Annotated in this window: 22 protein-coding genes; 4 read left to right on the top strand and 18 right to left on the bottom strand. The window is 64.7% G+C overall.

Translation table 11 applies throughout. The features are described from left to right. Positions 1–28: 28 nt before the first annotated feature. From DCO45_RS04145 to DCO45_RS04135, 3 genes are all read right to left on the bottom strand, one after another. On the bottom strand, positions 29–565 hold the full coding sequence (locus tag DCO45_RS04145; protein ID WP_116924651.1) for a DNA starvation/stationary phase protection protein: 537 nt from the start codon (positions 563–565) through the stop codon (positions 29–31). 212 nt (positions 566–777) lie between these two features. Further along, the gene (locus DCO45_RS04140; RefSeq protein ID WP_116924650.1) at positions 778–996 is read right to left on the bottom strand and encodes a helix-turn-helix transcriptional regulator; all 219 of its coding nucleotides are present in this window, start codon (positions 994–996) and stop codon (positions 778–780) included. A gap of 1 nt (position 997) precedes the next feature. Next, positions 998–1,408, bottom strand: a complete 411-nt coding sequence (locus DCO45_RS04135) for a hypothetical protein (RefSeq protein WP_133248063.1) — start codon at positions 1,406–1,408, stop codon at positions 998–1,000. A 358-nt stretch (positions 1,409–1,766) separates the two neighbouring features. Between DCO45_RS04135 and DCO45_RS04130 the strand changes: the two genes are divergently transcribed. Next, the gene (locus DCO45_RS04130; protein ID WP_133248062.1) at positions 1,767–2,891 is read left to right on the top strand and encodes an IPTL-CTERM sorting domain-containing protein; all 1,125 of its coding nucleotides are present in this window, start codon (positions 1,767–1,769) and stop codon (positions 2,889–2,891) included. Between the two features lie 51 nt (positions 2,892–2,942). Here DCO45_RS04130 and DCO45_RS04125 read toward each other — a convergent pair whose 3' ends face one another. The 5 genes from DCO45_RS04125 to DCO45_RS04105 form a co-directional block, all read right to left on the bottom strand. Next, positions 2,943–4,346 carry a phospholipase D-like domain-containing protein gene (locus tag DCO45_RS04125; RefSeq protein WP_116924647.1) on the bottom strand — a complete coding sequence of 468 codons (1,404 nt, stop codon included), beginning with the start codon at positions 4,344–4,346 and terminating at the stop codon, positions 2,943–2,945. Between the two features lie 59 nt (positions 4,347–4,405). Then, the gene (arsC, locus tag DCO45_RS04120; RefSeq protein WP_116924646.1) at positions 4,406–4,765 is read right to left on the bottom strand and encodes an arsenate reductase (glutaredoxin); all 360 of its coding nucleotides are present in this window, start codon (positions 4,763–4,765) and stop codon (positions 4,406–4,408) included. 13 nt (positions 4,766–4,778) lie between these two features. After that, positions 4,779–5,183: a hypothetical protein gene (locus DCO45_RS04115; protein WP_116924645.1), complete on the bottom strand. Its 405-nt coding sequence runs from the start codon at positions 5,181–5,183 to the stop codon at positions 4,779–4,781. Between the two features lie 51 nt (positions 5,184–5,234). Next, positions 5,235–6,620 carry an ATP-binding cassette domain-containing protein gene (locus DCO45_RS04110; protein WP_243419238.1) on the bottom strand — a complete coding sequence of 462 codons (1,386 nt, stop codon included), beginning with the start codon at positions 6,618–6,620 and terminating at the stop codon, positions 5,235–5,237. Positions 6,621–6,969: 349 nt separating this feature from the next. Continuing rightward, complete coding sequence (locus DCO45_RS04105) at positions 6,970–8,604, bottom strand: iron ABC transporter permease (protein WP_116924643.1); 1,635 nt, start codon at positions 8,602–8,604, stop codon at positions 6,970–6,972. A 253-nt stretch (positions 8,605–8,857) separates the two neighbouring features. Here DCO45_RS04105 and DCO45_RS04100 point away from each other — a divergent pair, with 253 nt between their 5' ends. After that, positions 8,858–9,901, top strand: coding sequence for an ABC transporter ATP-binding protein (locus tag DCO45_RS04100; protein WP_116924642.1), 1,044 nt, complete (start codon positions 8,858–8,860; stop codon positions 9,899–9,901). Between the two features lie 64 nt (positions 9,902–9,965). Here the strand turns inward: DCO45_RS04100 and DCO45_RS04095 are convergent, their stop codons facing one another. From DCO45_RS04095 to DCO45_RS04060, 8 genes are all read right to left on the bottom strand, one after another. Continuing rightward, a complete protein-coding gene (locus tag DCO45_RS04095; protein ID WP_116924641.1) occupies positions 9,966–10,721 on the bottom strand; it encodes a lysophospholipid acyltransferase family protein in 756 nt (251 codons plus the stop codon). A gap of 17 nt (positions 10,722–10,738) precedes the next feature. After that, positions 10,739–11,188 (bottom strand): Holliday junction resolvase RuvX, encoded by a 450-nt coding sequence (gene ruvX / locus DCO45_RS04090; RefSeq protein ID WP_116924640.1) that lies wholly within the window; start codon positions 11,186–11,188, stop codon positions 10,739–10,741. Beyond that, positions 11,185–11,793: a YqgE/AlgH family protein gene (locus DCO45_RS04085; protein ID WP_116924639.1), complete on the bottom strand. Its 609-nt coding sequence runs from the start codon at positions 11,791–11,793 to the stop codon at positions 11,185–11,187. The genes ruvX and DCO45_RS04085 overlap by 4 nt, the downstream gene beginning before the upstream one ends. Positions 11,794–11,916: 123 nt before the next feature. Further along, positions 11,917–18,258 carry an Hpt domain-containing protein gene (locus DCO45_RS04080; protein WP_243419237.1) on the bottom strand — a complete coding sequence of 2,114 codons (6,342 nt, stop codon included), beginning with the start codon at positions 18,256–18,258 and terminating at the stop codon, positions 11,917–11,919. A 112-nt stretch (positions 18,259–18,370) separates the two neighbouring features. Continuing rightward, the gene (locus tag DCO45_RS04075; RefSeq protein WP_232539538.1) at positions 18,371–20,638 is read right to left on the bottom strand and encodes a methyl-accepting chemotaxis protein; all 2,268 of its coding nucleotides are present in this window, start codon (positions 20,636–20,638) and stop codon (positions 18,371–18,373) included. Positions 20,639–20,676: 38 nt separating this feature from the next. Next, a complete protein-coding gene (locus DCO45_RS04070; RefSeq protein WP_021027284.1) occupies positions 20,677–21,204 on the bottom strand; it encodes a chemotaxis protein CheW in 528 nt (175 codons plus the stop codon). Positions 21,205–21,207: 3 nt separating this feature from the next. Then, positions 21,208–21,573, bottom strand: coding sequence for a response regulator (locus tag DCO45_RS04065; RefSeq protein WP_021027285.1), 366 nt, complete (start codon positions 21,571–21,573; stop codon positions 21,208–21,210). A 9-nt stretch (positions 21,574–21,582) separates the two neighbouring features. After that, positions 21,583–21,969: a response regulator gene (locus DCO45_RS04060; RefSeq protein ID WP_021027286.1), complete on the bottom strand. Its 387-nt coding sequence runs from the start codon at positions 21,967–21,969 to the stop codon at positions 21,583–21,585. A gap of 344 nt (positions 21,970–22,313) precedes the next feature. Between DCO45_RS04060 and DCO45_RS04055 the strand changes: the two genes are divergently transcribed. Further along, positions 22,314–23,189, top strand: a complete 876-nt coding sequence (locus DCO45_RS04055) for a bifunctional hydroxymethylpyrimidine kinase/phosphomethylpyrimidine kinase (protein ID WP_243419236.1) — start codon at positions 22,314–22,316, stop codon at positions 23,187–23,189. A gap of 105 nt (positions 23,190–23,294) precedes the next feature. After that, positions 23,295–24,593, top strand: coding sequence for a glutamate-1-semialdehyde 2,1-aminomutase (gene hemL, locus DCO45_RS04050; protein WP_116924636.1), 1,299 nt, complete (start codon positions 23,295–23,297; stop codon positions 24,591–24,593). An 88-nt stretch (positions 24,594–24,681) separates the two neighbouring features. Here the strand turns inward: hemL and DCO45_RS04045 are convergent, their stop codons facing one another. Then, positions 24,682–25,392: a Bax inhibitor-1 family protein gene (locus DCO45_RS04045; protein WP_116924635.1), complete on the bottom strand. Its 711-nt coding sequence runs from the start codon at positions 25,390–25,392 to the stop codon at positions 24,682–24,684. A 147-nt stretch (positions 25,393–25,539) separates the two neighbouring features. Continuing rightward, the gene (locus tag DCO45_RS04040) at positions 25,540–26,028 is read right to left on the bottom strand and encodes a c-type cytochrome (RefSeq protein ID WP_116924634.1); all 489 of its coding nucleotides are present in this window, start codon (positions 26,026–26,028) and stop codon (positions 25,540–25,542) included. Positions 26,029–26,115: the final 87 nt, after the last annotated feature.

Below are 26,115 nucleotides of genomic sequence, written 5' to 3'. Positions count from 1 at the left end.
CTACTGCAACGGGGATAGCCTGGGGCGCTTAGCCGGCGTTGCGGCTGGATTCAAACAGGAACCAGGTGCGGCGCTCGGTCTCGTCAATCCAGTTTTCCAGCAGGCTGGACGAGGCAATGTCGCGGTGCGCGTCGGTCACGTTGTGGGCTTCGCGCAGGCGGGCGGCGAGCTGCTGGTTGTCCTCACGCAGCTCGGCCAGCATATCGAGCGGATCGACATAGTCGGCATCGTTGTCGCTGATGCGCTGCAGTCGCGCGATGTGGCCAATGGAGCGCAAGGTCGTGCCGCCCACTTTGCGGATGCGCTCGGCAATCGCGTCGGTCATCGCATAGAGCTGGTCGGCCTGTTCATCGAGCAGCAGGTGGTAGTCACGGAAGTGCGGGCCGCTCATGTGCCAGTGGAAATTCTTGGTCTTCAGGTAGAGCGCAAACACATCGGCCAGGATGCCGTTGAGGGCCGCGCTGATGTCCTTGGTGGCCCCGGCATCCAGATCGCTGGGCGTTGCCAGCGGGGCCTTGCGGCGGGCTTTAATATCCGTTTTCGTGCTGCGTTCAGATTTGGCCATGGTGTACCTTTCAAACAAGCATTGAAGACAAACGAAGCGAGAGCGAGTGGCGCCAGCGGCCAGTATCTGGCCCGATGATGGCAGCCAGATGGCGGCGCGCATGTTGTTCAGCTCTCTTATTCAGAGAGCCACTAGCTTCATACCAAAGCAGAGAAAACCCTGTCAGCCAATGCCGACGATAGGGGGCTATGCACGCCCATGCTTGACACAGATCAGCGATCGAAGCCCGGCGCGCTGCGGTAAGGGTTCTGAAAGATCGCCTCGACCGGCAGCTCAAACACCACGCTGATGCGGTAGGCCAGGTCCAGCGACGGGTCGTGCTTGCCCGTCTCCAGCGCGTTGACGGCCTGGCGCGATACCCCCAGGCGCTGCGCCAGATCGGCCTGGGTCCATTGGGCCTGGGCGCGCAGCGTACGCAGATGGTTGTCCATCTCAGCTGCGCAGCCGCATCACGCCAGTGACGAGCCCCCAGACCAGCCAGAACAGCGGCACCACCAGCCAGGCCGGTGCATGGGGCGCTGCGGCATAGCTCTCGCCAAAGCCCCAGACGCTGCACAGTATCAGCACCAGGCCGCAGGCGATCACCACGCTGCGGACGGCCTGCGCGCGCTGGTACTCGTCCGCTGCCTGTATCCACTGCAAGGACGCACGCAGCTGCGCGGCAATCGGCAGCGCAACGGCCAGCGCCAGCAGCCAGGCCGCGGGCGTGCCAAGGATGGCATCAAAAACGCCCACGATGACCAGCGCATGGAGGGCGCAGTACAGGCCCATCCACAGCGCTGTGCGGAGGAAGTAGGCGCGCATGCTGGGGCTGGGGTAAGGGGGAGGAAGAGCGTTATGCATGGTCAGGATAAAGCGAGATGTAAAGTAAACCTGACTTTAGCAAATGTCAGGTTTACTTGTCAATGGCTGCCTGCATCGCAGACCACACCTTCGGTGCAGCCGCAAGCCACGCCCACCCCACCCTCCACCGTTGACAAGGCCACTGCAGGCAGCCTGCCCGCACCGGAGCAGCAGCAAAATGCCACAACTCTGTGGACAATTATCAAAAGGCATCCCTGGGCAGCGTTGGTAACAGACGCGGACAATTCGATTTGGAATAATAAAAAATCAATTGAATTCTTGGATGCCATTTACGATGTTTTTCCGGTCCACACCACAGCCCCAAGCCTGGCTTGCCAGCTCGCTGCTGGCGACAGCCATGGCCGTCTGTGCCCTGCCGGCGCAAGCCCAGAGCCCCGTCACCATCGACTGCAGCCCCAACTCGCTGGCGCAGCTCAACACCGGCCAGCCCAGTGCATCCAACCCAGCCATCGACGGACGTTGGCGCTTCCAGTACCTGGCGGCCTACGCGGGCAGCTCGCCTGCCAACTGGGGCAGTTTTGGTGATGCAGCCATCGTCACCAGCCGCAACGCGAGCTGGACCAGCACGCCAGCCAACAGCAGCACCGCGCAGTGGATTGGCCTCAATGCCTGGGGCGGCCAGCCCTACATCGATGGCGCCAACTTTGGCAATATCGATGGGCTGTTCCAGGTGCAGTTCAACCTCGACCCCAGCGTGTCTCTGGGTAGCTTTCAGCCCTCGATGACCTACAGCGCCGACAACTCGGTGGTGGATATCTTCATCAACGGCCAATCGCAGCTGGCACGCGGTGCGGGAACCTGGGGTCTGCCCCAAGCGGGCAGCGCCAACCAGTTTGGCTACAACGGCTTTGGCAGCTCTCGCTGGCTCACCATTGCGATGGCCTCGCCCGATTGGCAGGCAGGGGCCAACACCATCACGGTCTATGTCAAAAGTGGCAACCCCGCCATGGGCTTTGCCGCCGCCATCGCAGGGGCCAATGCCTGTACCGCCAATGAGGCGCCCAGCGCCATCCCTGCCGTCAATGGCCAGCCCGAGGTCGGCCAGACGCTGACCGGCAGCTACAGCTATGCCGACACCGAAACCGACCCTGAAGATGGCAGCACGGCAGGTACGCGCTACCAATGGGTGCGCAGTGCCAATGCCGACCTGACCCAGGCGGCCCAGGGTACGGTGCTGCAGTCAGGCAACACGATGGGCGCATCGGGCACGGTGACCTACACCACGCAAGCGGCCGACGACAAGGCCTATCTGTACTACTGCGTCACCCCCGTGGCCCAGCGTGGCACCCTGGTGGGTGCCGAGGTCTGCAGTGCCGCCTTTGGGCCGATCAAGACCACGACGCCGCCGCAACCGGCCACGCCCAAGGCAGTTCCGCTGCTCGATATCTGGGCCTTGCTCGGTCTGTCGGGCCTGGTTGCCGGATGGGGCCTGGCGCGTGCACGCAAACGACCGCAGGCCTGATGCCAGCCACCTGCGGGTGGCTTTGTGGTGGCGCTGGCGCTGCGTTGCGCCTCAGAGCTGAAAGGCGACTGCGCGCACCAGCCCCTCCCCTACATCGCGCCACCAGCCAGGGGCGCGGTAGGCGTAGGGGGAGCTTTGCGCCATCTGCTGCTCAGACCACTGCTGCAGCCAGGCGATGTCGGGGGCGCTGTAGAAGGCGGTCATCGCCTCGTAGTTCAAGAACAGGCTGCGCCCGTCGAGGTTGGCCGATCCGCACAGCCCCATGCGGTCGTCCACCACCACCACCTTGGCATGCACCATGTGGGGGGAGCAAAATACCTCGGCCCCCGCCAGCACCAAGGCGCGCAACGCGCGCTCGCGCGCCCAGTCGGCCAGGCGGTGGTTGGAGCGCTGGGGCACCACCACGCGCAGGTGCACGCCGCGCCGGCAGGCCAGGCACCAGGCTTCGAGCAGCGCGTCATCGGGCACAAAATACGGGCTCACCAAGGTGATGGAGGTCTGCGCATGGAAGGCGCTGGCCAGGTAGAGCGCATGCAAGGTGTCGTCGGCATGGTCGGGCCCGCTGGGCAGCCACTGCGCCCAGGCCTGGTCCCCGCCACCCAGCGCCATCGCCGGCGACAGCCACACCGGGCGGCGCCGCCCTCGGGCTGCACGCCAGTCCGCCTCGAACTGCGCCGTCACCACACCGGCCAAGGCCCCTTGCACGTTGAAGCTCAGGTCCACCCAGGCCGGGTGCCCGGCGCTGCTGGGCAAAAAATACTCATCGGCCAGATTGCGCCCACCGCTCCAGACATGCACGCCATCGGCCACGGCCAGCTTGCGGTGGTTGCGCAGGTTGCTGCCGCCGCGAATGGGCTGGAGCATCGGCACCATGAAACGGCGCACCAGCACGCCCGAGCGCCGCAACTGGCGCAGCCGCGACGGCAGCAGGCGCCAGCAGCCCACGCCATCGAGCAGCAAGCGCACCTTGACGCCGCGCGCCGCTGCCTGCTGCAGCGCCGTGCCAATCTGGCGCCCCACCACATCGTCGGCAAACACATAGGTGCACAGGTCCAGATTGCGCTGGGCATGCTCGATCAGCCGCAGCAACTGCTGCAGGGCCTGCAAACCATCCTGGTGAAACACCACCTTGGCATTGGGCTGGGCGGCATCGAGCTCCATGCTCGCCAGCAGCTGGCCGGCCCAGGCCGGCACCTGCTTGGGCACGCTGCTGCGGCGCTGCCCGCTGTTGGGGATGACCGCATGCGCCGGGGGCCGCACCGCCTTGCGCGGCCCGAACACCAGAAACAGCGGCAAAAAGAGATAGGGAAAGGTGACCATGCCCAGCACCCAGCCAATGGCCGATGCCGGGTGGCGGCGCTGGTGGCCGGCGCGTGTGACCAGCGTGTAGACCAAAAGCGCCACCATCACCGCAATCGTGTGGCCCAGGCCGGACAGGACGGTCACGCGCAGCATCTGCTAGCCCCCGTCTGCTGGTGCAGGGCTGCGGCTTGGCAGGCAGGTGGCCGGGCCCATCAGAGCAGATCGAGCACCCGCTCGGGCGGGCGGCACAAACGGGCGCCCTTGGCGCTCACCACAATCGGCCGGTTGAGGAGCTCGGGGTGGGCGGCAATCTGCGCGATCAGCTCGGCATCGCTCAGGCCTTCGAGGCCCAGGTCCAGTTCCTGGTAAATGGCTTCCTTGCTACGCATCACCTCGCGCACTGGCAAACCCAGTTGGGCGATCAGCGCCGCCAGATGGGCGGCATCGAGCTGGGCATGGAGGTAGTCAACAACCCGGGGCTGGATGCCGCGCGCCTCAATCAGCGCCAGCGCGCCGCGCGAATTGCTGCAGCGCGGGTTGTGGTAGATGGTGATCGTGTCTTCTGGGGCCATGGCCCCGATCTTATTACAGAGAGGCTTCGAGCTCGGGCATGATGATGCGCGCCTTGGTCAGCGCCATGCCCAGATTGGCAGTGCGTCGGCAGACCAGCACGGCCACATACTCGGGGTTGGTCTTGCCGCGCATGAAGATGTGGATCAGGTTGTCGCTGTTGACGATGATCTCCTGGAAGTAGTGGTGGCCGTCGTCCTGCAGGCCACGCGACTTCTTGAACATGCGCTCGATCATCGAGACATTGGGGCCGTTGAAAAGGTCGGCCGTTGCAGCGGCCACCAGGTCGATCACCTCGCGCGGGTGCGAATCCACCGTGCGAATGGCCAGCAGCATGCCGGTGGCCACGTCGACATAGCCGGCAGCCAGGCATTCGGGCACAAAGGTGGCGACTTTCTGTAAAACGGTATCCATGGACATGAGTTGTGTTCCTTCAAAGTGGGTAGGTCAAGGGCCGACGCCAAACGGCGATCAGCCCATTTTTTCCAGCAGCATTTCCTCGTACGCCAGCAGCGCTCTCTCCTGCTGCTCGGACTGCACGTACTGCGGCTCGATCTCGCGCACACGGCGCAGCGCTTCTTCGGCGGTGACGCCTTCAAATACCAGCCAGGCGGCCAGCACGGTGCCGGTGCGGCCCAGGCCTGCCAGGCAGTGCACGGCCAGCACGTCACCGGCCAGCAGCAGGCGTTTCATCTTGAGCATCAGCATCTGCAGCTGCGACACCGAGGGCGGCTCGCGGTCATGCACGGGCAGATGCACATTGCGCAGGCCGTTGCGCGCCAGCGCCGCCTGGTCGATGTCGTTTTCGGTGAGCGACACCAGCACGGTGATGCCGCAGCGCTTCAAGGCCTGCATGTCCACATCGGTGTCGTTGACCACCCCTGGCAGCGGCGTGCCCGCCAGTTTGCCGGGCACCAGCCAGGCAAAGCCGCGCGGCCCGCGTGCGCCAGGCACAAAATGTTCGGCCGCCAGCACCGGATTGGCCAGCACCAGATCGGGCAATACCGCGCGCTGGCTTTGGCGTGCGGCCTGCGCAGCGGTGGGCGCCGGCGCGGCAACAGTGACAGGGGCTGGCTCGGCCTGCATGGCCTCTTGCACCGTTCGCTGCGGGGCCACCACCGCGCAGCTGCCGCTGCGCACAAACTGCTGGCCGGCGGGTGAATAAGGCGCAGAGAAAAAGCGCTCGGCGCGGCTCGTCTCCTGCACCGCGCCGCCGGCCAGCAGCAGCACATGGTCGGCCACGCGCTGGGCGTGGCGCTGGTTGTGGGTCACCAGCAGCACGGCGCGCTCCTGGGAAATGCGCTTGAGCAGCTCCAGCAGCAGGTAGCTGTCGTAGTCCTGCAGGTCGGCGGTGGGCTCGTCACACATCAGCAGCGCAGGCTCGGCCGCGGCCTCGCGCAAGATGGCAATGGCGCGCTGGTGCATTGCCGACAGCTCGATCGTCGTGCGCGCCAGCAGCGGCTGGATATCGGCAAAGCCCATGCGCTCCAGATAGGCCTCGCACCAGGCACGCCGGTCCAGGCCGGAGCGCGGATGGCTGTGTTGCAGCAGTTCGGTCAGCGAATCGAGCACGCTCGATTGCATCAGGCGCACATGCTGGCGCACCAGCTGGGGCCGGTGCGTGCCTGCCAGCGGCTGGCCGGCATAGCGCAGCTGCCCCCATTGCACAAAGCGCGGGTTCTCGTCATTGAGACCGGCCAGGCTGCGCAGCGCGGTGGACTTGCCCCCGCCCACCGGCCCCATAAGGGCTGTCACGGCGCAGGGCGCAATCTGCAGTTGCAAGCCGGAGAGGATGACCTTGTCGCCATAGGCCACGCCCCAGTTGTCTGTTTCCAGAACGGGTGTTGGTGTTTGCACGCGATGGGAGCCGCTGGGCGGCAGTGGGAGGTGGACAGGGAGCCAAGCCGGGCACGACCTCAGCGCGCCTGCCATCCGACCGAGCGGATGGTGACCATCCCGGTGATTCAAAAAACGAAACACCAATAGTCAATTAATGTTTCAAAAATGCAGTTTAGGGGGAAACCCGAAGTGATTGTTTGATCCAGATCAAATGCGATATAGGTCCGCTATGGATCCGGCGAGAACACCACAGAATTGCCAATTATTGCGGCCACAGCGCGCTGTGGGTCGACAGCACATGGCAAGCGTATAGCCGGACCTGCCCGCTGCGTCAACAGACAGGCAAAGACCCAGGAGCCGAGGACTCTCAGCGCGCAGCCGAGCTGCGCATGGTGCGGATCAGCAAGATGACCGGCACCAGCCCCACCAGCACCAGTGCCAGCGATGGCAGCGCCGCCTCTCCCAGGCGCTCATCGCGTGCCAGCTGGTAGGCGACGACGGCCAAGGTGTCGCTGTTGAAGGGCCGCAGCACCATCGTCGCGGGCAGCTCCTTCATCACATCGACAAACACCAGCAAGGCAGCGGTCAAGGCCGAGCGGCGCAGCAGCGGACCATGCACGCGGGCCAGCAGGCCGGCGCTGCCCACGCCCAGCATGCGCGCCGATTCATCGAGGCTCTTGGGAATGCGGGTGTAGCCGCTTTGCAAGGCCTGCAGCGCAATGGCGGTAAAGCGCACCAGGTAGGCCCAGATGATGCCGGTCGAGGTGGCGGTGATCAGCGCCGGAAAGCCCCATTGCGGAAACGCCTGCTGCACCCAGCCAACGGGCAGCAGCAAGCCCACCACAATCACCGCGCCAGGCACCGCATAGCCCAGGCTGATAAGGCCCACGGTGCTGCGTGTGACCCAGTCCTGGCTGCGGCGTGCAGCGTAGGCGGCCAGCATCGCAATGGCCACCGCCAGCACGGCGGTGATGGCGCCAAAGCGGATGCTGTTGCCCGCCCACTGCACAAAGCGGTCCAGCGGAATCACCGACCAATCGGCCGCCAGAGGCCGCAGCATGAACAGGACCGGCAGCACAAAGCCCAGCAGCACCGGCAGACCACAGACCAGCCAGGCAGCCAGGCAGCGCGCGCCTTGCAGGCGGTAGGGCTGGGCCTCGGCCGATGAGGCGCGCCCCACCCCGCTGGTGACAAAGCGCATGCGCCGCTGCGCGCGCAGCTCCAGCTGCAGCACCACCAGCACCAGGACCAGCAGCATCGTGGCCAGCTGGGCGGCAGCACTGCGGTTTTCCATCGCCAACCAGGCCTTGTAGATGCCGGTGGTAAAGGTCTGGATGCCAAAGTAGCTCACCACGCCAAAATCGGCCAGGGTCTCCATCATCACCAGCGCCACCCCGGCCACCACGGCAGGTCGCGCCATCGGCAAGGCCACCGTCCAGATGCGGCGCGGCATCGACGCGCCCAGCAGGCGCGCGGCCTCCATCAGGTGCGCGGCGCGCTCGCTCAGCGCCGTGCGCGCCAGCAGGTAGACATAGGGGTAGAGCGAGACCACAAACACCAGCACGGCGCCGCCCAGCGACCGCACCTCCGGCAGCAAGCGCCCTTCCCAGCCAAAGCTGGCACGCATCCACACCTGCAGCGGCCCGCTGAACTGCAGAAAGTCGGTATAGGCATAGGCCGTCACGTAGGCCGGCATCGCCAGCGGCAGCAGCAGCAGCCACTCCAGGGTCTTGCGGCCGCGAAAATCGAACAAGGTCACAGCCGCCGCGCACAAGCTGCCCAGCACCGCCGCGCCCAGCGCCACCATCAGGCCCAGCGCCACCGTTGTGCGGATATAGCCGGGCAGCACCGTGGCAAACATCTCCCGCACCACGGCAAAGGCATCGGCGTCATTGCCCGCCCCGGGCAGCCAGGCGCTAAAGACCGTGAGCACTGGCAACACCAACACCAGGGCAATGGCTACGAGCAGCAGCTGACGACGGAAGCGGGCAAGGTTTTGCAAATGCGAATCACTGACGGGCCAAAAGCTGGCGATTCTACCTGCGCCCTTGCGAAGGATCCTCTGCATAAATCCCTGCCATGGCCTGAACGCGGTCTCGGGCGATCCGCTGCGTTGTCTCCCTTGTCAATATCTACGGCTATTCACTGCGAAAGACGCCTTGCGGCTCATCCCGATCCGCGTCCATTCCATCGGGCGAGGGTTATGCAAAGCATCCTTATGCCCTTGCCATTGGGCGGCCCTCTACAATGCCGCCATGTTTCTTGAGGTCTCCCAACTGAATGTGCGCTACGCCGGGCGCCCCCAGCCTGCCGTGGCGCAGGTGTCCTTGCAGCTGCAAGCTGGCGATATCGGGGTGCTGATTGGTCCCTCGGGCTGCGGCAAGACCACCTTGCTGCGCGCCGTGGCCGGGCTGGAGCCCATCAGCGGCGGCGAGATCCGGCTGCAAGGCCAGGTGGTCAGCAGCACCAGCACCAGCCTGCCGCCTGAGAAGCGCCGCATCGGCATGGTGTTCCAGGACTACGCCCTCTTCCCGCATTTGAGCGTCGGCAAGAATGTGGCCTTTGGCATCCACCAGCGGCCCAAGGCCGAGCAACAAGCGCGCGTGCAAGAGGTGCTGCGCCTGGTGGGGCTGGAGAACAGCGCTGCGCGCTACCCGCATGAGCTCTCGGGCGGCCAGCAGCAACGCGTGGCGCTGGCCCGGGCGCTGGCACCCGAGCCGCAGCTGATGCTGCTCGATGAACCCTTCTCCAACCTCGATGTGGATCTGCGCGAGCGCCTGGCCCATGAGCTGCGCGACATCCTCAAGGCCGCACGGGCGACCGCCCTCTTCGTCACCCATGACCAGCTCGAAGCCTTTGCCATTGGCGACCAGATCGGCGTGATGGAAAGCGGCCATCTGCACCAATGGGCCGATGCCACGACCCTGTTCCAAAAGCCGGCGAGCCGCTTTGTGGCCAACTTTATTGGCCATGGCAGCCTGCTGCCGGCCAGCCCGCTGCCTTCTGCACAGGGCTGGCAGCTGGACACCCCCCTCGGTGCCATTGCCACGCCTGGGGCCCCAGAGGCCTGCGATGTGCTGCTGCGCGCCAGCGAGGTGGTGTTTGACGCGGCGTCGCCCTACCGGGCAACCCTGCTGCGCAAGTCGTTTCGGGGATCACAGTTTTTGTACACCTTGCAGTTGCCCAGCCAGCAGCTGGTCTACGCCCAGGTCTCCAGCCAGCTGCAGCACAAAGTGGGCGAGAGCATTGGCCTGCGCGCCCAGCCCGAGCACCTGGTCTGCTTTGCGCCCGAGCACTGAGAACCTGTTCAATGACTCAAGCCCCGTTACGCGCGGGTCTCAAGCCCAACAAATCTCGTCCGTATCAGCGCTGCACCTGGCGCAACTGGTCCACCGCCTCCTGCAGCTCGGCCGACCAGTCGCGCCGGTTACGGCCTGCGCTGCTTTGCGGCTCGCCATAGTTGAGCTGGGCCACCAACGGCGGGGCCGTCACCGTGCGCCAGATGGAGCCCAGCAGGCTCTCATCGCCGACATAGCTGGGGGCGCTGCTCATGCGGCCGCTGTGCTTGTCGTAAAAGCACAGGCCCAAGGGCAGCACTGGAGCTTCGGCCGCAATCGCCGATTGCAGCAGGTTCGCATGGAAGGGTAGCAGCTGCTGGCCATCACCGGTCGTGCCTTCGGGAAACACGGCGACCATATCGCCGTTGCGCATGGTCTCTTCCATGCGGCTGACGGTGCGCATCGCATCGCGCCGGGAGTTGCGCTCGATGAACAAGGTGCCCGCAGCGCTGGCGAGCCCGCCAATCACCGGCCAGGCCTTGACGTCGGACTTGGAGACAAAGCGGCAGTGCCGGGCCGCATGGATGGCCGGAATATCGAGCCAGGACAGGTGGTTGGCAACAATCAGCAAGGGGCCCTGCTGGGGCACGGCGCCCAGCACGCGCAGCTCGATGCCGCAAAGCTGCATGAGCTTGCCGGCCCAGCGCTCCACCGCGCGGTTGCGCTCCTCATGGCCCATGCGGCCAAATTTCAGCCAGATCGTGATGACCCCGGTGGTGATATGCCCGCCCATGCGCGCAAGACGCCACAGGCCGATGAGGGAGCGAGTCAGTACGGGCATGGAGGGTCTATAGCGGCTCAGTTCGGGTGGCCCACGTCAGGCACATCCAGACTGCGCATGAACTGTTCAAGAATGATGCAGGCCGAGGCCGCATCGGCGTCGCGCGCGCCGTTGGCCAGCGCTTCGGTGGTGCTGTAGCGCTCGTCCACCTCGAACACCAGCAGGCCAAAGCGCCCCCGCAGCTGGCGCGCAAAACGCAGCGCCAGCGCCGTGTTCTCATGGGCGGCGCCATCGGGGTGAAAGGGAATGCCGACCACCAGCGCATCGGGCTGCCACTGCGCAATCAGGCTCTCCATCGGGGTGAAGCGGGCTTTTCCTTCGGCATGGATCGTCGGTAGCGGCCGGGCCGTGCCCAGCATGCGGGTGCCAAAGGCAGCGCCGGTGCGCTTCATGCCAAAGTCAAAGGCGATAAAGCTTTGCATGCGCGCCGCCTCGGCGAGCAAAGGCTTGGTGGCCGCGTCCGTCATGCGCGGCCTGCGGCGGCAGACAGCGCCCAGGGCTGCACGCCCAAAAGCGCCAGCGCGGTGTCATAGCGCTCGGCCACGGGCGTGTCAAAAATCACGCCGGCATCGGCATGCACCGTGAGCCAGGCGTTTTCGGTGATCTCCGACTCCAGCTGGCCTTCGCCCCAGGTCGAATAGCCCAGCGAGACCAGCACCCGGTGCGGGCCGGCGCCGGTGGACAGCGCTTCGAGCACATCGCGCGAGGTGGTCATCTCCAGCCCGCCAGGAATGGTCAGGGTGGCCGAGTACGCCGACTCATCGGCGGCGCCCGACTCGATCACGATCCGGTCGTGCAGCACAAAGCCGCGCTCGGTGTGCACCGGGCCGCCCTGGAACACGGGCTCGAGCTCCAGGTCCTCACGGCGCAGCGGCAGGTCGACCTTGTCAAACAGCTTGCCCATCGTGATGTCCGAGGGCTTGTTGATGATGATGCCCAGCGCGCCTTTTTCGCTGTGCTCACACACATAGACCACGCTGCGGCCAAACATCTCGTCTTGCATGCCAGGCATCGCAATCAGAAAGTGGTGGGTGAGGTTCATGGTCCCGGAAGTGTCGATCTCAGCGCTCATGGGAACCATTGTACGGGCAGGCTGCCGACCTTTTACCGGCACGGCTGTCTGCATGGGCTGCGGGACGTGCCATAAAAAAGGGCTGCCCGCAGGCAGCCCTTTTGGCCGGAGCCATGCAACCGATCAGTGCAGCGAACCGGCGTCGGCCGCCTTGATCTCATCGTCCAGCACGCACTGGCGTACCAGCGACAGCAGCACCTCATCGGCATAGGGCTTGCCCAGGTAGTGGTCCACGCCCAGGCTGGCGGCATGCTCGCGGTGCTTGTCGGCAATGCGCGAGGTGATCATCACCACCGGCAGGTCCTTCATCGCCGCATCGGCACGGATCTCGCGCACCAGCTCGAAGCCGTCCATGCGCGGCATCTCGATGTCCGACAGCACCATGACCGGGCGCTCTTCGCGCAGACGGTCCAGTGCCTGCAGGCCATCGGCAGCCAGTGCCACCCGGTAGCCTTCGCGCTGCAGCAGGCGCTGCGTCACGCGGCGCACGGTGATGGAGTCGTCGACCACCAGCACCAACGGCGTCTGCACCACTTGCTCGGCCAGCTCGCGCACCGGTGCCTTGGCCACCTCGGGGTGCACGGCCGCCTGGGCAATGCGCTCGGCGATCTGATCGCCATAGACGGTGTACAAAGCCACCGGGTTGTAGATCAGCACAATCGCGCCCGATGCCAGCACCGACATGCCTGCCAGGCCTGGCAAACGCGCAAGCTGCGGGCCCAGGTTCTTGACCACGACTTCCTGGTTGCCCAGCACTTCATCGACGTGGACCGCCACCCGCTTGGTCGCTGAGCGCAGGATCACCACCGCACTGGTCTTCTCCGGCTCCTCGTTGCTGCGCAGGTTGCCCTGCAGCAGCGCGCCGGCAAAGTAGAACGGCAGCTCCTGCTCGTTGTCGGTGTAGATACTGTTGGCATGGGCCTGCTCGATCAGGGCCTTGGGCACGCGTCGCACATACTCCACCAGGTTGGCCGGCACGCCGAACTTGATGTCGCCCGCTCGCATCATCACCACCTGGGTGACGGCGGTGGTCAGCGGCATCACCATCTGGAAGCGCGTGCCCTTGCCCGTCTCCGAGGTGGTCACGATGTGGCCACCCAGCGACTGGATCTCGGTGCGCACCACGTCCATGCCGATACCCCGGCCCGACAGCTCGGACACCTCGGAGGCGGTGGAGAAGCCGGGCGCAAAAATCAGCTGCGCGGCCTGGTCCACATCGAGCGGCTCGTCGGCCGTGATCAGGCCCGACTGCACCGCCTTGCGGCGAATGGCATCGAGCTGCAGGCCGGCGCCGTCGTCGTGGATGGACACGGCGATATCGTTGCCTTCCTGGCGCACATCGATGGCGATGGTGCCCACCGGCTGCTTGCCCTGGGCCTTGCGCTCCTCGGGCGACTCAATACCGTGCGCCACGCTGTTGCGCAGCAAGTGCTCGAACGCCGGGGTCACCCGGTCCAGAACGCCCCGGTCGATCTCGATCGAGGCGCCGGTGATGTCGAGCTTGACCTGCTTGCCCAGCTCCTTGGAGATCTGGCGCACGATCGCATACAGGCGCTCGGAGATGGAGTCGAACTCCACCATGCGCGTGCGCAGCAGGTCGCGCTGCAGCTCACGGGCTTGGCGGCCCTGGGCAATCAGATCGTCTTCGGCGCCTTCGGCCGTACGCTGCAGATTGCGCTGCACGGTGCCCACGTCGTTGACCGACTCGGCCATCATGCGGGTGAGTTCCTGCACGCGGGTGAAGCGGTCGAACTCCAGCGGGTCAAAGCCCGAGTCCGAATCCTTTGCCAGCGCCATGCGCGACTGCATCTGCGACTCGGCCTGCATCTCCACATCGCGCAGCAAGGTGCGCAAGCGCTCCAGGTTGCTCGACATGTCCTTGATGGACGAGCGGATGTTGCTCAGGCGCATATCGAGGCGCGAGCGTGCAATCAGCACCTCGCCTGCCTCGTTGACCAGGCGGTCGAGCAGCTGCGAGCGCACACGCACCGACTGGCCGGCCGCGGCGCGCACCGGCGCCATGCGCAGCATCAGCGGCTTGTGCTGGACACCAGCGCCTGCGTCGGCCGTATCTGCCGCGTGCGCAGCCTGCTCGGCACCAGCGCTTTCCTGGGCGGCTGGCGTGCTGGCGGCCACTTCGGCCACCACTTCGCCCATCTCGGTCGCGGGTGGTACCTGCTGGGGCAAGGCGCCTTCTGCCAGCACCTGGTTGCCACGCTCTTGCAGGCCGACAAACTCGTGCTGCAGGCCGTCATAGCGCGCCAACAGAATCTCGATGTCCTGGCTGGTCAGGTTTTCCGTGCCAATGTCCTCGACCTCGGACTCCATGCGGTGCGACATCTCGCCCAGGCGCATCGCGCCCGCCAGCCGTGCACTGCCCTTGAGGGTGTGCAGATGACGCAGCACTTCGCCGCGCGGGGGCAGGTACTGCGCGTCGGCCGACCATTCCCGCAAGGCCGCGCCTAGCTTGGGCAGCAACTCCTGCGCTTCTTCCTCGAAGATCAGGAACAGGTCCGGGTCGATGACGTCGACCACTTCGATCGCATCGTCGTTGCGCAGCTCCAGCATATCGGGCAAGGCGGCTGAGGATACCGCTGCAGGCGCAAACGTGCGCACCGGCTCGGCCGCCGCAGGTGCGTGCTCGCGCAGCTCGGCCAGGCCCGAGGGCTCGGCGTCGAACTCGGCCATGCCGTAAGGAGGATGCAGCTGCGAGTTGACTTCCTGGTTGGCGATATCGACCAGGTCCTGCACGACGATCTCGCTGGCAGGTTTGACAAAACCGGCTGCCAGTTGGTGCAGCAGCTTGCGAATCTCCGAGCCCGCCGCCTGACAGGTATTGAGCCAGGAGACCTCCGGGTTGGAGAAGTTGTGGATATGGGAGAGCGCATGCTCGAGCGCGCGTGCCAGCTCGGACAGCGAGCCAAAGCCCACCGTGGACGAGCTGCCCGCCAGCGAATGGGCATAGGCAATCGCATCTTCGGGGAAGTTGCGGTTGGGCGCCTGGGCCCAGGCGTACAGCACCTTCTCCAGGTTGTGCGACCAGTTCTCCGCCTCTGCCAGGTAGACATTGAAGAGCGCGGTACTGACACCCAGCACATTGGCCACCTCGGCAGGCTCCTCGTTGTCCGCCACGGCCGGGGCTGTCGGAGCGGCATCCGGCGCCAGCGCTTCTACCAAAGCCTCTGGCTGCACAGGCACTTCGGGTGCTTCCTGCGCTGCAGGCACTTCGGCAGGGGCTTCCGGTTCGGCGGGTGCTTCCAGCTCGGCGACGGCTTCGGGCTGCAGCACCGCCTCAGGCTCCGGCACAGCGGCAGGGGCCAGCGCTTCGCCCAGGCTTTCTGCCGCGGTGTCCACGTGCTGCGCTTGCTCGGGCTGTGCAACGAGCGGGGTTTCCACCGCGCCCGTGGCCACTGCAGGCAGCACCAGGTCGGCGGGCACTTCCAGCCAGGTCTGGGGCTCGGCCACAGGTTCTTCGGGCAGCGCTTCCAGCTCGGGCAGCATGGTGTCTGCAAACTCTATGGAGTCGAAAGCGGTGGCGGCAGGCTGCGCGGAGGGCGCAGATGACTCAGGGGCAAGGGGCAGCTCCGTCAAATCCAGCGAAGGCAGCTCCAGCGGCAAGCGGGTCGGTGCGGGATCGAGCTTGGCTGCCTCGTCCTCGGCCACAAACTCCAGGCCGGCATCCATCGAGACAAAGTCCAGCGCGCTGTCATGGGGCTGCAGCGACTCGGGGGCCTGCACAGGGGCAGTCTTGGCCTCGGCACTGGCCATGGCCTGCGCGAACTCGGAGAAGTCCACTTCCTCGGCGCTTTCGGGCGCCATGGCCAGCGGCACCAGACCCGAAGGCGTGGTGAGTTCCGGCGCGGGCGCCAGTGCAGCGGGTGGATTGAGCTCCAGGTCGATGCCGTCGAGCGGCCATACCAGCGCGGGCGTTGCCTCGGCCTGGGCCACAAGCGCGGGGGCATCGTCCTCCACCGGCAGCTCCAGCTCGGCCAGGGCCTGGGCAGTCTCTACCGCGTCAGGGGCATCGGCCTCCAGCGCCATTTGCTGCGTATCGTGGGGCCATTCCTCGGCCTCGGGGGCCTGGCCTGGCTCGGCGGGCACCACCAGTGGCAGGTGCAGGCCATCGATGCGCATGGCATCGGCCGAGATGCGGAAGATCTCGGGGTTCCAGGTGGACTGGCGCTGCGCGCCAATGTCCTCGGCCCAGCGGCCAAAGCCGGTCAGTGCCTCGGCGCTCAGCGCCAGCAGCGGCGCATTGGCCGGCTTGTGCTCGGCCAGCCAGCTGTTGAGCACCTGCTCCATCGACCAGGCGGCATCGCCATACTGGACCAGCCCGACCATGCGCGAGCTGCCCTTGAGCGTGTGGAAGGCGCGGCGCAGGGTCGTCAGCGCCTCGGCATCGGCCGCGTTACGGCGCAAGGACTGCAGCGCCTGGCCGCCGGTCTGCACGACCGACTGGGCTTCTTCCAAAAAGATTTCCAGCAGCTCTTCGTCCAGCGATTCATCCGATGCCTCTGGCTGTGCTGCAGCGACCACCACCGGCGCGGGCGCCGGCGCTGGTGCATGCACCGGCGTGGGCGCAAAAAACTGCAGATCGGGCGCGAGCACCGCAGGCGCCTTGGGCGCCGGAGCGGGGCTGGCATCGAACAGCGGCGCCGGAATGGTGGGCGCAAAGTAGACGGAATCGTCTTCCGGCTCTTCAGGCACCGCAGGCGCTGCGACCGGCGCTGCTGCCACAGGCACAGGGGCAGGTGCGACATCGCCGGCCTTTTGCGTGCCCATCACAATGCGCAGCTCGCCGCTGGTCGCATCAAACACAAAGAGCTTGCGCGCCAAGGTGCGCTGGTAGCCCAGCATGTCGAGCAGGAAGCCCAGCGCGCCCAGGCTGTTGCCCAGCTTTTCGAACACGACCGGCTTGTCCTCGTCGGCCACCTGGCCGGCCGCGAGCTGGTCCACCACGGTGCGCAGGTGCTGCGTGGCAGCAACGGCCTGGTCCAGGCCCAGCACCGACAGCACGCCGCGCATCTGCGACAGCGAACCGGTGACGGTGCCCAGCATCGAGACATCGTCGGGGTTGCGGAAATACTGGTCCAGGTGCTTTTCGGCCTCGGCCAAGGTGGAGTGCAGTTCATCGACCACGCTGCCCATGGTCTGGTGGTCGCTGACGCGGCGGTACAGCTCCTCGACCCAGGTCTCCAGCGGCTCGGGTGGCTGGTCGGCCAGCACATGGTCCAGGCGCTGCGCCAGGCGGTCGGCGCGCTCGCGCATCAGCGCGGGCTTGACATCGAGCGACTCCAGATTGGCCTGCAGGTACAGCACGGCCGTGGCCACTTCCATGGCCATCGGCGTCGACGGTGGCGTGCTGGTACTCACCAGCCGCTCGGTGACGCGGCCCAGCGCTGCACCCAGCTCGTCGGCACCGATATGCAGCTTGTGCAGCGATTCGCGGATCAGGTGGAACTGGTCGGCCACCGGCTTGATCTTGTAGCGGTCGCCATCGGCAAGCGACGACCACAGCTCGGCAGCGGACTCCAGGCGCTTGCGCGCCTGCGCCAGCACGGCCGGGTCATACTGGCCAAACCGCTCCTGGCCGTAGTTGACGCCTTGCAGTGCTTCCGTCTGCAGGCTGACGCGCACCGCTTGGAGCACCGCCGCCTTGGCCTCATCGGGGCCCTGGGCCACGGCACAGAAGAAATTCAGCTCATGCTGCAGGCCCTGGTCCACATCGCTGCTACCCTTGGCGTGCGCTGCGAACTGCATGATGACCCGCGACGCCGAGCGCTTCACATAGAGGTCGGGGTCGAGCAACTTGTACGCGAGCGCGTCAAAGAAGCCTGCGGCCACCTTCCAGAACAGCTTCAGGGGTTTTTGCGTCTGGCCCTGGGCCAGGCCCAGGCAGACGGCTGTCAAATCCTGCGCAGCGCGGCTGTCGGCAGACTTGATGATCTGCAGCATGTCCGAGTCCAGGCGCTCACGCGCGCTGCGGTCCAGCGGCAGCGCGGCCACGGCCGGGGTCAGCGGCTCCTGCTGCGCTTGGTCGCCATGCCACAGGTCGGCCGGGTGGACGCGCTCCACGCCGGCAAAGGCCTGCATCTCTTTGTACTGCGGAAACAAGGCCACAAAGGAGACGTTGCGGCCCTTGAGCACATGGCTCAGGTACTCCAACAGCGCAAACGAGGTCTTCTCCATCAGCGCCACCGATTTCTCGGTGCACAGATGGGGCTTGGCCGCAAAGCGCTGCGCGGCCACCTCCATCAAACCCACCAGCTCGGCGGCCTGGTCGACACCCACCATTTGCAAGGCACCCTTGACCTGGTGCAGGTACTGCTTGGCCACGCGGATACCGGTGGTGTCGATAGCCTCCAGATCCGATACCTTGGCCGCTTCCACATCCCGGCTGTAGCGAAGCAATGCCTTGACCGTGGATTCCAATGACCGGCGTACCTCGTCATTGATCCACGCCAATGGCCCGAGATCCCTCTCTTCTGTTGGCTGTGCGTTTTCCGCTTTATTTTCAATAGCTATAGACATGCAACAGTCCCCGATTGCGGGTCAAAATTAAACAGCAGGCATGGGGTCAGGCAATCTTGAACCGAGACACCGACTGGCGCAGCTCCTCGGCCATTTGCGACAGCTCACGCACCTGCTGCGCCGTGGTACGGGTGCCATCACTGGTCTGCTCCGTCACCGCAAAAATATGCTGGATATTCTCCGCCACATCATTGGCCTGAACGGCTTCATCGGACGCGGAACGCGAAATCTGTTGAATCAGATCTGCCAGCTCACGCGACACACGGTCAATCTCCGCCAGTGCCGTACCGGCGCTGTCTGACAGACGGGCCCCTTCCACCACACCCTGGGTCGAGCGTTCCATAGCGGCCACCGCGTCCTGGGTGTCGGTCTGAATCGCCTTCACCAGCACCGAGATCTGGCGCGTTGCATCCGCAGAGCGTTCAGCCAGGCGCTGCACTTCTTCGGCCACCACCGAGAAGCCGCGACCGGCTTCACCTGCGGACGCAGCCTGAATGGCCGCGTTCAACGCCAGCACGTTGGTCTGTTCGGTAATGTCCGAGATCAGGTCGGTAATTTCACCAATCTCTTGCGAGGACTCGCCCAGGCGCTTGATACGCTTGGAGGTGTCCTGGATCTGGTCACGGATAGAGTTCATACCACCGATCGCGTTTTCCACGGCCTGCAGACCGGACTCGGCAGCCATCAGCGATTTGCGCGCCACCGAGGCCGATTCCTGCGCCTGCGAGGACACGAGGTTAATACGGGTTGCCATGTCCAAAATGGACTTGCCGGTTTCGCGAATCTCGCGCAGCTGCTCGGTCGAGGCGGCCAGCAGTTCGGTCGAGGTGGCATCCACCGTCGACGTGGTTTGCGCCACGCGGGTCGCCGTGTTCTGCACGCTGCCCACCAGCATGCGCAGCTCTTCCACCGTGTAGTTCACCGAGTCGGCAATCGCGCCGGTGATGTCCTCGGTCACGGTCGCTTCCTGGGTCAGATCCCCTTCAGCGACGGACTGCAACTCGTTCATCAGGCGCAAAATAGCCGCCTGGTTGGCGTCGTTGAGGCGCTTGGCCTCCTGCTCCTGGCGGGTTGCTTCTTGCTGCAGCGATTCGGCAGAGCGGCGGCGGTTCAAGCTGTCTGCCAGCTGCAGACGCACCAGGCCCCAGACACCCAGGCCCACCAGCAAGGCGGCCAGCACAATGCCCACCAGGTACAGCCAGACGCGGTCGGACCAGCTGTTCAGATCTGCCTGCAACACTTCCAGGCCCTTGCGCAGCGGATCGCTGGCCGACTGGATCGAGACTTCGGCCTCACGGGCCTCCGAGATGCCCTTGAGGTTGCTCAGCACCGAGGAGCCGTCCTTCAAGGTGATGTCGTACTGGGTCGACAGCTCCAGCAGCTTGTCGCGCACGGCGCCGTCACGGGCGGGGCTCAGGCGCAGCTCGGCACTGCCGTTGAGCAGGCCGGCGACGATTTCCTTGAAGGTGTTCAAGTCCTTGCCCAGCAGGAACACCGCTTCGGCATTGGCACCGGAGGCGCTTTGGAAGTCGTTGGCCGACTTGCCGATACGCTGGGTCAGCATGGCCAGCTGGCTGGCGGCGGCAATTTCAGCGGTCGGTGCTGCTTGCTGCAGCTTCAGGCTCACCACCGCCTCGCTCAGCTCCAGCAGGGTCTGGGTGTTCTTGTGAATCGCCTGCAAGTCCTTGTTCATCGCGACCAGCGAGGCCTTTTGCTTGACCACGGCATCGCTCTTGCTTGCGGTACGGTCAGAGGCTTCCACCAGCGGCGCCAGCACATCGGCGTAGGAGCTGCCCAGCGCCTTGATGGCCGGGTCGTCCGAGCCCATGTTCAGGCCGTCGATGTTCTTTTTCAGAATCGACGAGGCTTCTGCCACTTCGGCAAACGCCTGCTCGTTACCGTTGACGGCCTGGCCCACCGATTTGGCCAGACGCTGCGACTGGGTCAGAGCCTGGCCGGTCGCGGCCAGCTGGCCACCAGTGGTGCGCGACTGCAAAATCGCCCACACCGCCAGGCCAAAGAACACCACCAGACCGACGACCACGATGGTCAGCAAGGTCTTCTGGTGCTTGGCAGCCGGCGCGGCGCCCAGAATGGGCAAGGTCACCAGGTCTTCGCTGGCGGTATCGCCTTCGACCAGCTGGGCCATGTAGTCATCCTGCACCGCAGCGCCCGAGGCGCTTGCCGCCGTCTTGGCGGGCGGCACGCCGTCACCGGTCGAGCCTTCGGAGAGCATTACCTGGTCACCATCTGGGAAGATGCTGACACCTGGGTCTGCCACGTCTTCTTTGCGTTTGAATAATTTGTTGAACATACAAATACCGAAAAGGATGAAGCCGCGGAAGCCCCGCACTAAACCGTGATATCGAGAAAATCGGGCGCATTGGCCAGCAGCTGCAGGTTGAGTTCCTGCCACTGCTCGCCATTGGCGGATAGGTACAACGCACCAAAAAATTCCGGCGCATCGGCCGGTTTGTCTTTGGATTGCGAAAAATCATTGCTGCCGCGCAAGCCTTCGAGCTGCTCGACAAACAGTGCGGCATTGACGCCCATCATGGGATTGAGCGCGACCACCGAGGCCCCGGCAAACACCTGCTCACTGCGCGCGACGGGCAGGCCCAGCATGCGGGCCAAATCCACCACCGTCAACAAAATACCCCGAATGCTGGTCACGCCGAGCATCCAGGGTTTGGTGTAGGGTACAGGCTCCACCCCGCTCCAGCCCAGCACTTCGCCAGACTGGCTCAAAGGCAGCAGAAAGTTCTTGCCACTGATCTTGACGGCCAACCACGAGGCACCTACTGCGGTCTGGTTGCGTGCCTGGCTCAGACGATCGGCCAGCCGGGTTTGCAGCTCTCGCAAGTCTTCGCGCTGTGCCATGCCTTATCCCAGTGCCTCGATCTTGGCCTTGAGTTCGGCCGGATCCACCGGTTTGGTCACATAGCCACGCGCGCCCTGGCGCATGCCCCAGACCCGGTCGGTTTCCTGGTTCTTGCTGGTGCACATGATGATCGGGATATCCGCATACTCGGGGCTGCGGGTGATCAGACGGGTCAGCTGAAAGCCGTTCTGTCCGGGCATCACCACGTCCATCAGAATCAGGTCAGGGCGGTCTTCCGACAGGCGCAGCATCGCCTCGTCCGAGTTTTGCGCAGTGCGCACCACCATACCCTGGCGTACAAGCAGATCGCTCAAAAACATCAATTCAGTTTTTGAGTCATCAACGATAAGAACTTTTTGAATAGGCACGACCCCTCCTTAACGCTCGGCAACGAAACGTCCGACGGTTTCCAGTAATTGATCTTTGGTAAATGGCTTGGTGAGGTAGTCTTCACACCCCACCATTCGTCCCCGGGCCTTGTCAAAGACGCCGTCCTTGGACGACAGCATGACCACGGGTGTCGATGCAAAAGCATCATTGCGCTTGACGATGGCGCAGGTTTGGTAGCCGTCCAGTTTTGGCATCAGGATGTCGCAAAACACCATGTCCGGCTTGAAATCGTTGATTTTGGAGAGGGCGTCGAAGCCGTCTTCGGCAAGCAGCACCTCATAGCCGCCCTGCTTGAGAAAAATCTCAGCACTTCTGCGAATGGTATTGCTATCGTCGACCACCAATACCTTGAAGTTGTCTGCGGAAACTGTCACCGGCCACCCTCCTCATTGCATGTCATGAAATGTGAATGCACGCGGCAGCCAAGGCTGACAAAGCCCCTCCCACCCGTTTGCATTGAACACATACGCCCTATGGCAATTTTTCTTTCGACGAATCCGCATGTGCTGGAGATGCATTTTGCACCACAGCGCGTACACTGCATCCGTCGTTCCTGCTCCTAATTTTGAAAAGCTTACAGAGGCTTTACATAGAATGCAACGATTGTAGCTTTTCAACACAGATTTAACGGTGATTCCCGTACCAATGTGCCTTATCTCGTTGACCTATGACATCCTCCTTGACAAACCAGCCAGAATCCAGCCCGAGTGAGAGCACGTTGGCCGCCACGATCGATACCGCCAGTATCCTGTGCATCAACGCCAATGACCCCAGTGGCGCAGGCGGCACCAATGCCGATGCGCTGGCCGTGGCCTCCATGGGCGGCCACCCCTGCACCGTGGTCACCGGTGCCTTGATCCGTGACACCCTCGACACCATCGACTTTTATCCGCTCTCTGATGATGCGGTACAACAACAGGCGCAGACCGTATTGCAGGATATTCCCATCCGCGCGATCAAATTGGGCTTCCTGGGCTCGATCGAAAACATCAGGGTGTGTGCAGAAGTAACGAACGACTACCCGGATGTCCCGGTGGTGGCCTATGTGGCCGGCATGGCCTGGTGGGACAGCGAACTGATCGACGACTACCTGGACGCCTACCAGGAGCTGCTGCTGCCCCAGGTGACCGTACTGGTGGGTGCCTATGGCCTGCTGTGGCGCTGGCTTTTGCCCGATCGCACTTCCGAGCACCGCCCCAGCCCCCGGGACATTGCCAAAGCCGCCGCCGACCACGGCGTGCCCTTTGTGCTAGTCACCGGCATCCCCGCCCACGACCAGCATGTGGAAAACGTCCTCGCCTCGGCCGACACCATCTACGGCAGCGGCGAGTTCGAACTGTTCGAGACCGAATACATCGGTGCGGGCGACACCTTGAGCGCCGCCCTCACCGCCTTGCTGGCCACCGAGGTGCCGCTGAGCGACGCCACCGCCGAAGCGATGACCTACCTGGACAAGTGCCTCGAAGGCGGCCTGCGCCCCGGCATGGGCAAGACTGTGCCCGACCGCCTCTTCTGGGTGCATGCCGATGACGAAGAAGAAGACGAGAGCGAAGCGGCCGATGAGGGTGGCGGTATCGATACCCGCCCGCTCTAAAACCTGTTCAAAAGCCTGCGCATTCCAGTGCAGTGAATACCGGATTGACAGCCCCAAGCGCCCGCTTGGCCGACAATCCAAGGCCAGTGTAGATGTGAGCCCCTTATGACGATCGATAAAAACGCCCAGTTGTTTGAACGTGCCCGCCAGGTGATCCCCGGTGGCGTGAACTCGCCCGTGCGGGCCTTCAATGCGGTGGGCGGCACGCCGGCCTTCATTGCCCGCGCCCAGGGCGCGCACCTGTTCGATGCCAATGACAAGCAGTATGTGGACTACATCGGCTCCTGGGGCCCGATGATTTTGGGCCATGGCCACCCGCAGGTGCTGAGCGCCGTGCAGGCCGCGCTGCTCGAAGGCTTCTCCTTCGGCGCGCCAACCGAGCGCGAGATCGCGCTGTCCGAAGCCATCTTGAAGCTGATGCCCTCGATGGACATGGTGCGCCTGGTCAGCTCCGGCACCGAAGCGGGCATGAGCGCGATCCGCCTGGCGCGCGGCTTTACCGGCCGCAACAAGATCATCAAGTTCAACGGCTGCTACCACGGCCACGCCGATGCGCTGCTGGTGAAGGCCGGCTCGGGCCTGGCGACCTTTGGCGCCTCGTCCTCGGCCGGTGTGCCCAGCCATGTGGTGCAGGACACCATCGTGCTGGAGTACAACGACATCGGCCAGTTGGAAGAGGCCTTTGCCAAGTACGACGACCAGATCGCCTGCGTGATCATGGAGCCCATTGCCGGCAACATGAACTTTGTGCGCGCCAGCACCGCGTTTACCCGCCGCATCAGCGAGCTGACCAAGGAACATGGCGCGCTGCTGATCTACGACGAGGTGATGACCGGTTTCCGCGTGGCCCTGGGCAGCGCGCAGAGCCTGTATGCGCAGCAGATCCCCGGCTTCCAACCCGACATTACGGTCCTGGGCAAGGTGATTGGCGGCGGCATGCCGATGGCCGCCTTTGGCGCGCGCCGCGAGATCATGGAAAAGCTCTCGCCGCTGGGCCCGGTCTACCAGGCCGGCACCTTGTCGGGCAACCCCATTGCCACCGCCTGCGGTCTGCAGACCCTGGCGCTGATCAGCCAGCCGGGCTTCCATGAAGCGCTGCATGCCAAGACCGGCCAGCTGATGGCCGGCCTCAAGGCCGAGGCCGATGCCGCCGGCATCCCCTTCAGCGTGGACCACCAGGGCGGCCTGTTCGGCTTCTTCCTGCTGCCCGAGCTGCCCAGCCACTACGAGGCAGTGATGAAGAGCGACAAGCCGCTGTTCAACAAGTTCTTCCACGGCATGCTCGCGCGCGGCCACTACTTTGCGCCGGCACTGTACGAGGCCGGCTTTGTCAGCAGCGCGCACACCGATGCCGACATCGAAGCCACCATCGACGCGGCCCGCGAAGTCTTCAAGACCTTGTAAGCCACGTCCCCCTCCTCTGCCAGCGCTTCTGGCGGGCATAAAAAAAACCTCGGCATGCCGAGGTTTTTTTGTGGTCTGTCGCAGGCGATCAGTCGTCGCTGCCACCCAGTTGCATGATCAGACGCAGCACATACCAGAACAGCAGCGCCACCGATGCGAACAGGTGCAGGGCCGCGCCAGCGGGGCGGTCTGCGGGGTAGTGGCGCATGATCTGCGAGGTGTCATACAGCACGCAAGCGCCGGCAAACAGCACCATCGCGCCGGAGAACCAGATGCCCAGCTTGAAGCCGAACACGACACCGGCCAGGATGATGCCGATCGCCACCAGGCCGCCGATCTTCAAGAAGCCGCCCAGGAAGGAGAAGTCCTTCTTGCTGGTAAAAGCGGTGAAGGTCAGGCCCGCGACCAGTGCCAGGGTGGCGATCGATGCCGCCTGGATGGAGCCCGGCGCAATGATGCTGGCCATCGCCAGCATCGGCGCGAAAATGAGCGACTCGGCGAACACAAAGCCACCCAGCGCCAGGTACTGCACGCCGGTGCTTTCCGAATTGTCCGCCGCGTTGGTGGCGAGCCAGCCCACCACCATGAACGCGCCCATCACCGCAAGCCAGCCCCATTTGCTGACACCCAGCATCTTGAGCATCGCAAACGATGCGCCGCTGGCGTAGAGGCCAAACGACAGCACGGCAAAAGCCAAGATGGCTACGGCCAGATGGCTGTAGGCCGCCTTGATAAATTGGCCACGGCTGTTTGCCTCGGCCAGGCCTCCGCCGTGTCCGGCGTATTCGGGAAAGTTCATGCGTCCTCCTTCAGGTCTATGTCGGAGCAGTATCGCAGATTTGCTTTACAAAGCTGGGCCTTTCCAGGCCCTGCCTACGGGCATTGCCGCCGGGCACAAAAAAGCCCGCAGTCACAGCGGGCTCCAGAGCGTGGGTGCAGCAGGCCATCAAGGCGGGCTGGCAGCGGGCGTCTTGGCGGGGCTGAGCGCCATCAGCCAGCCGGCCATCAGCTCGGCCTGCTCCTGCGTGATCTGCGGGTGGCGCGGCATCACGATGCGGCCCCATTCGCCCACGCTGCCTTCGCGGATCTTGCCGGCCAGGTAGGGAACGGCGTCGTCACGGCCCGCATAGCGCTTGGCGATATTGCGAAAGCCGGGGCCCACCACGTCAAGCTCCATCGTGTGGCAGCGCATGCAGTCGCTGCTGCGGGTGACCAGCTCACGCCCCTTTTGCAGCTGCGGGCTGGCCTCGATCAGGCGGTCAGCGGCCGTCACCTCGGGCTTGGGCCGGATGATCAGCCGCCCGATATTGAACATGCCCAGGCCCACCACCAGCGCAAATGCCACGATCAGCACGCCCAGCCAGCGCGAGCGGCGCGGGGCTTCGGTCTCTGAATCGGGATGGAGGTGCGGGTCTGGTTGCTGCGAATCGCTCATGCTGGAATCGGCCCGGGGGCCAGCGCTGGAAACGGGCCGGCGAACGCGCAGGTTCGCGGCCCTGGGTGAAAAGCGGCAGCGCCCTCA

It is taken from the genome of Comamonas sp. JNW, assembly GCF_003105075.1.
In the GTDB taxonomy this organism is placed as follows: domain Bacteria; phylum Pseudomonadota; class Gammaproteobacteria; order Burkholderiales; family Burkholderiaceae_C; genus Comamonas; species Comamonas squillarum.
The sequence above is the reverse complement of the archived record's forward strand: the minus strand, read 5'-3'. Positions and strand labels throughout refer to the sequence as shown.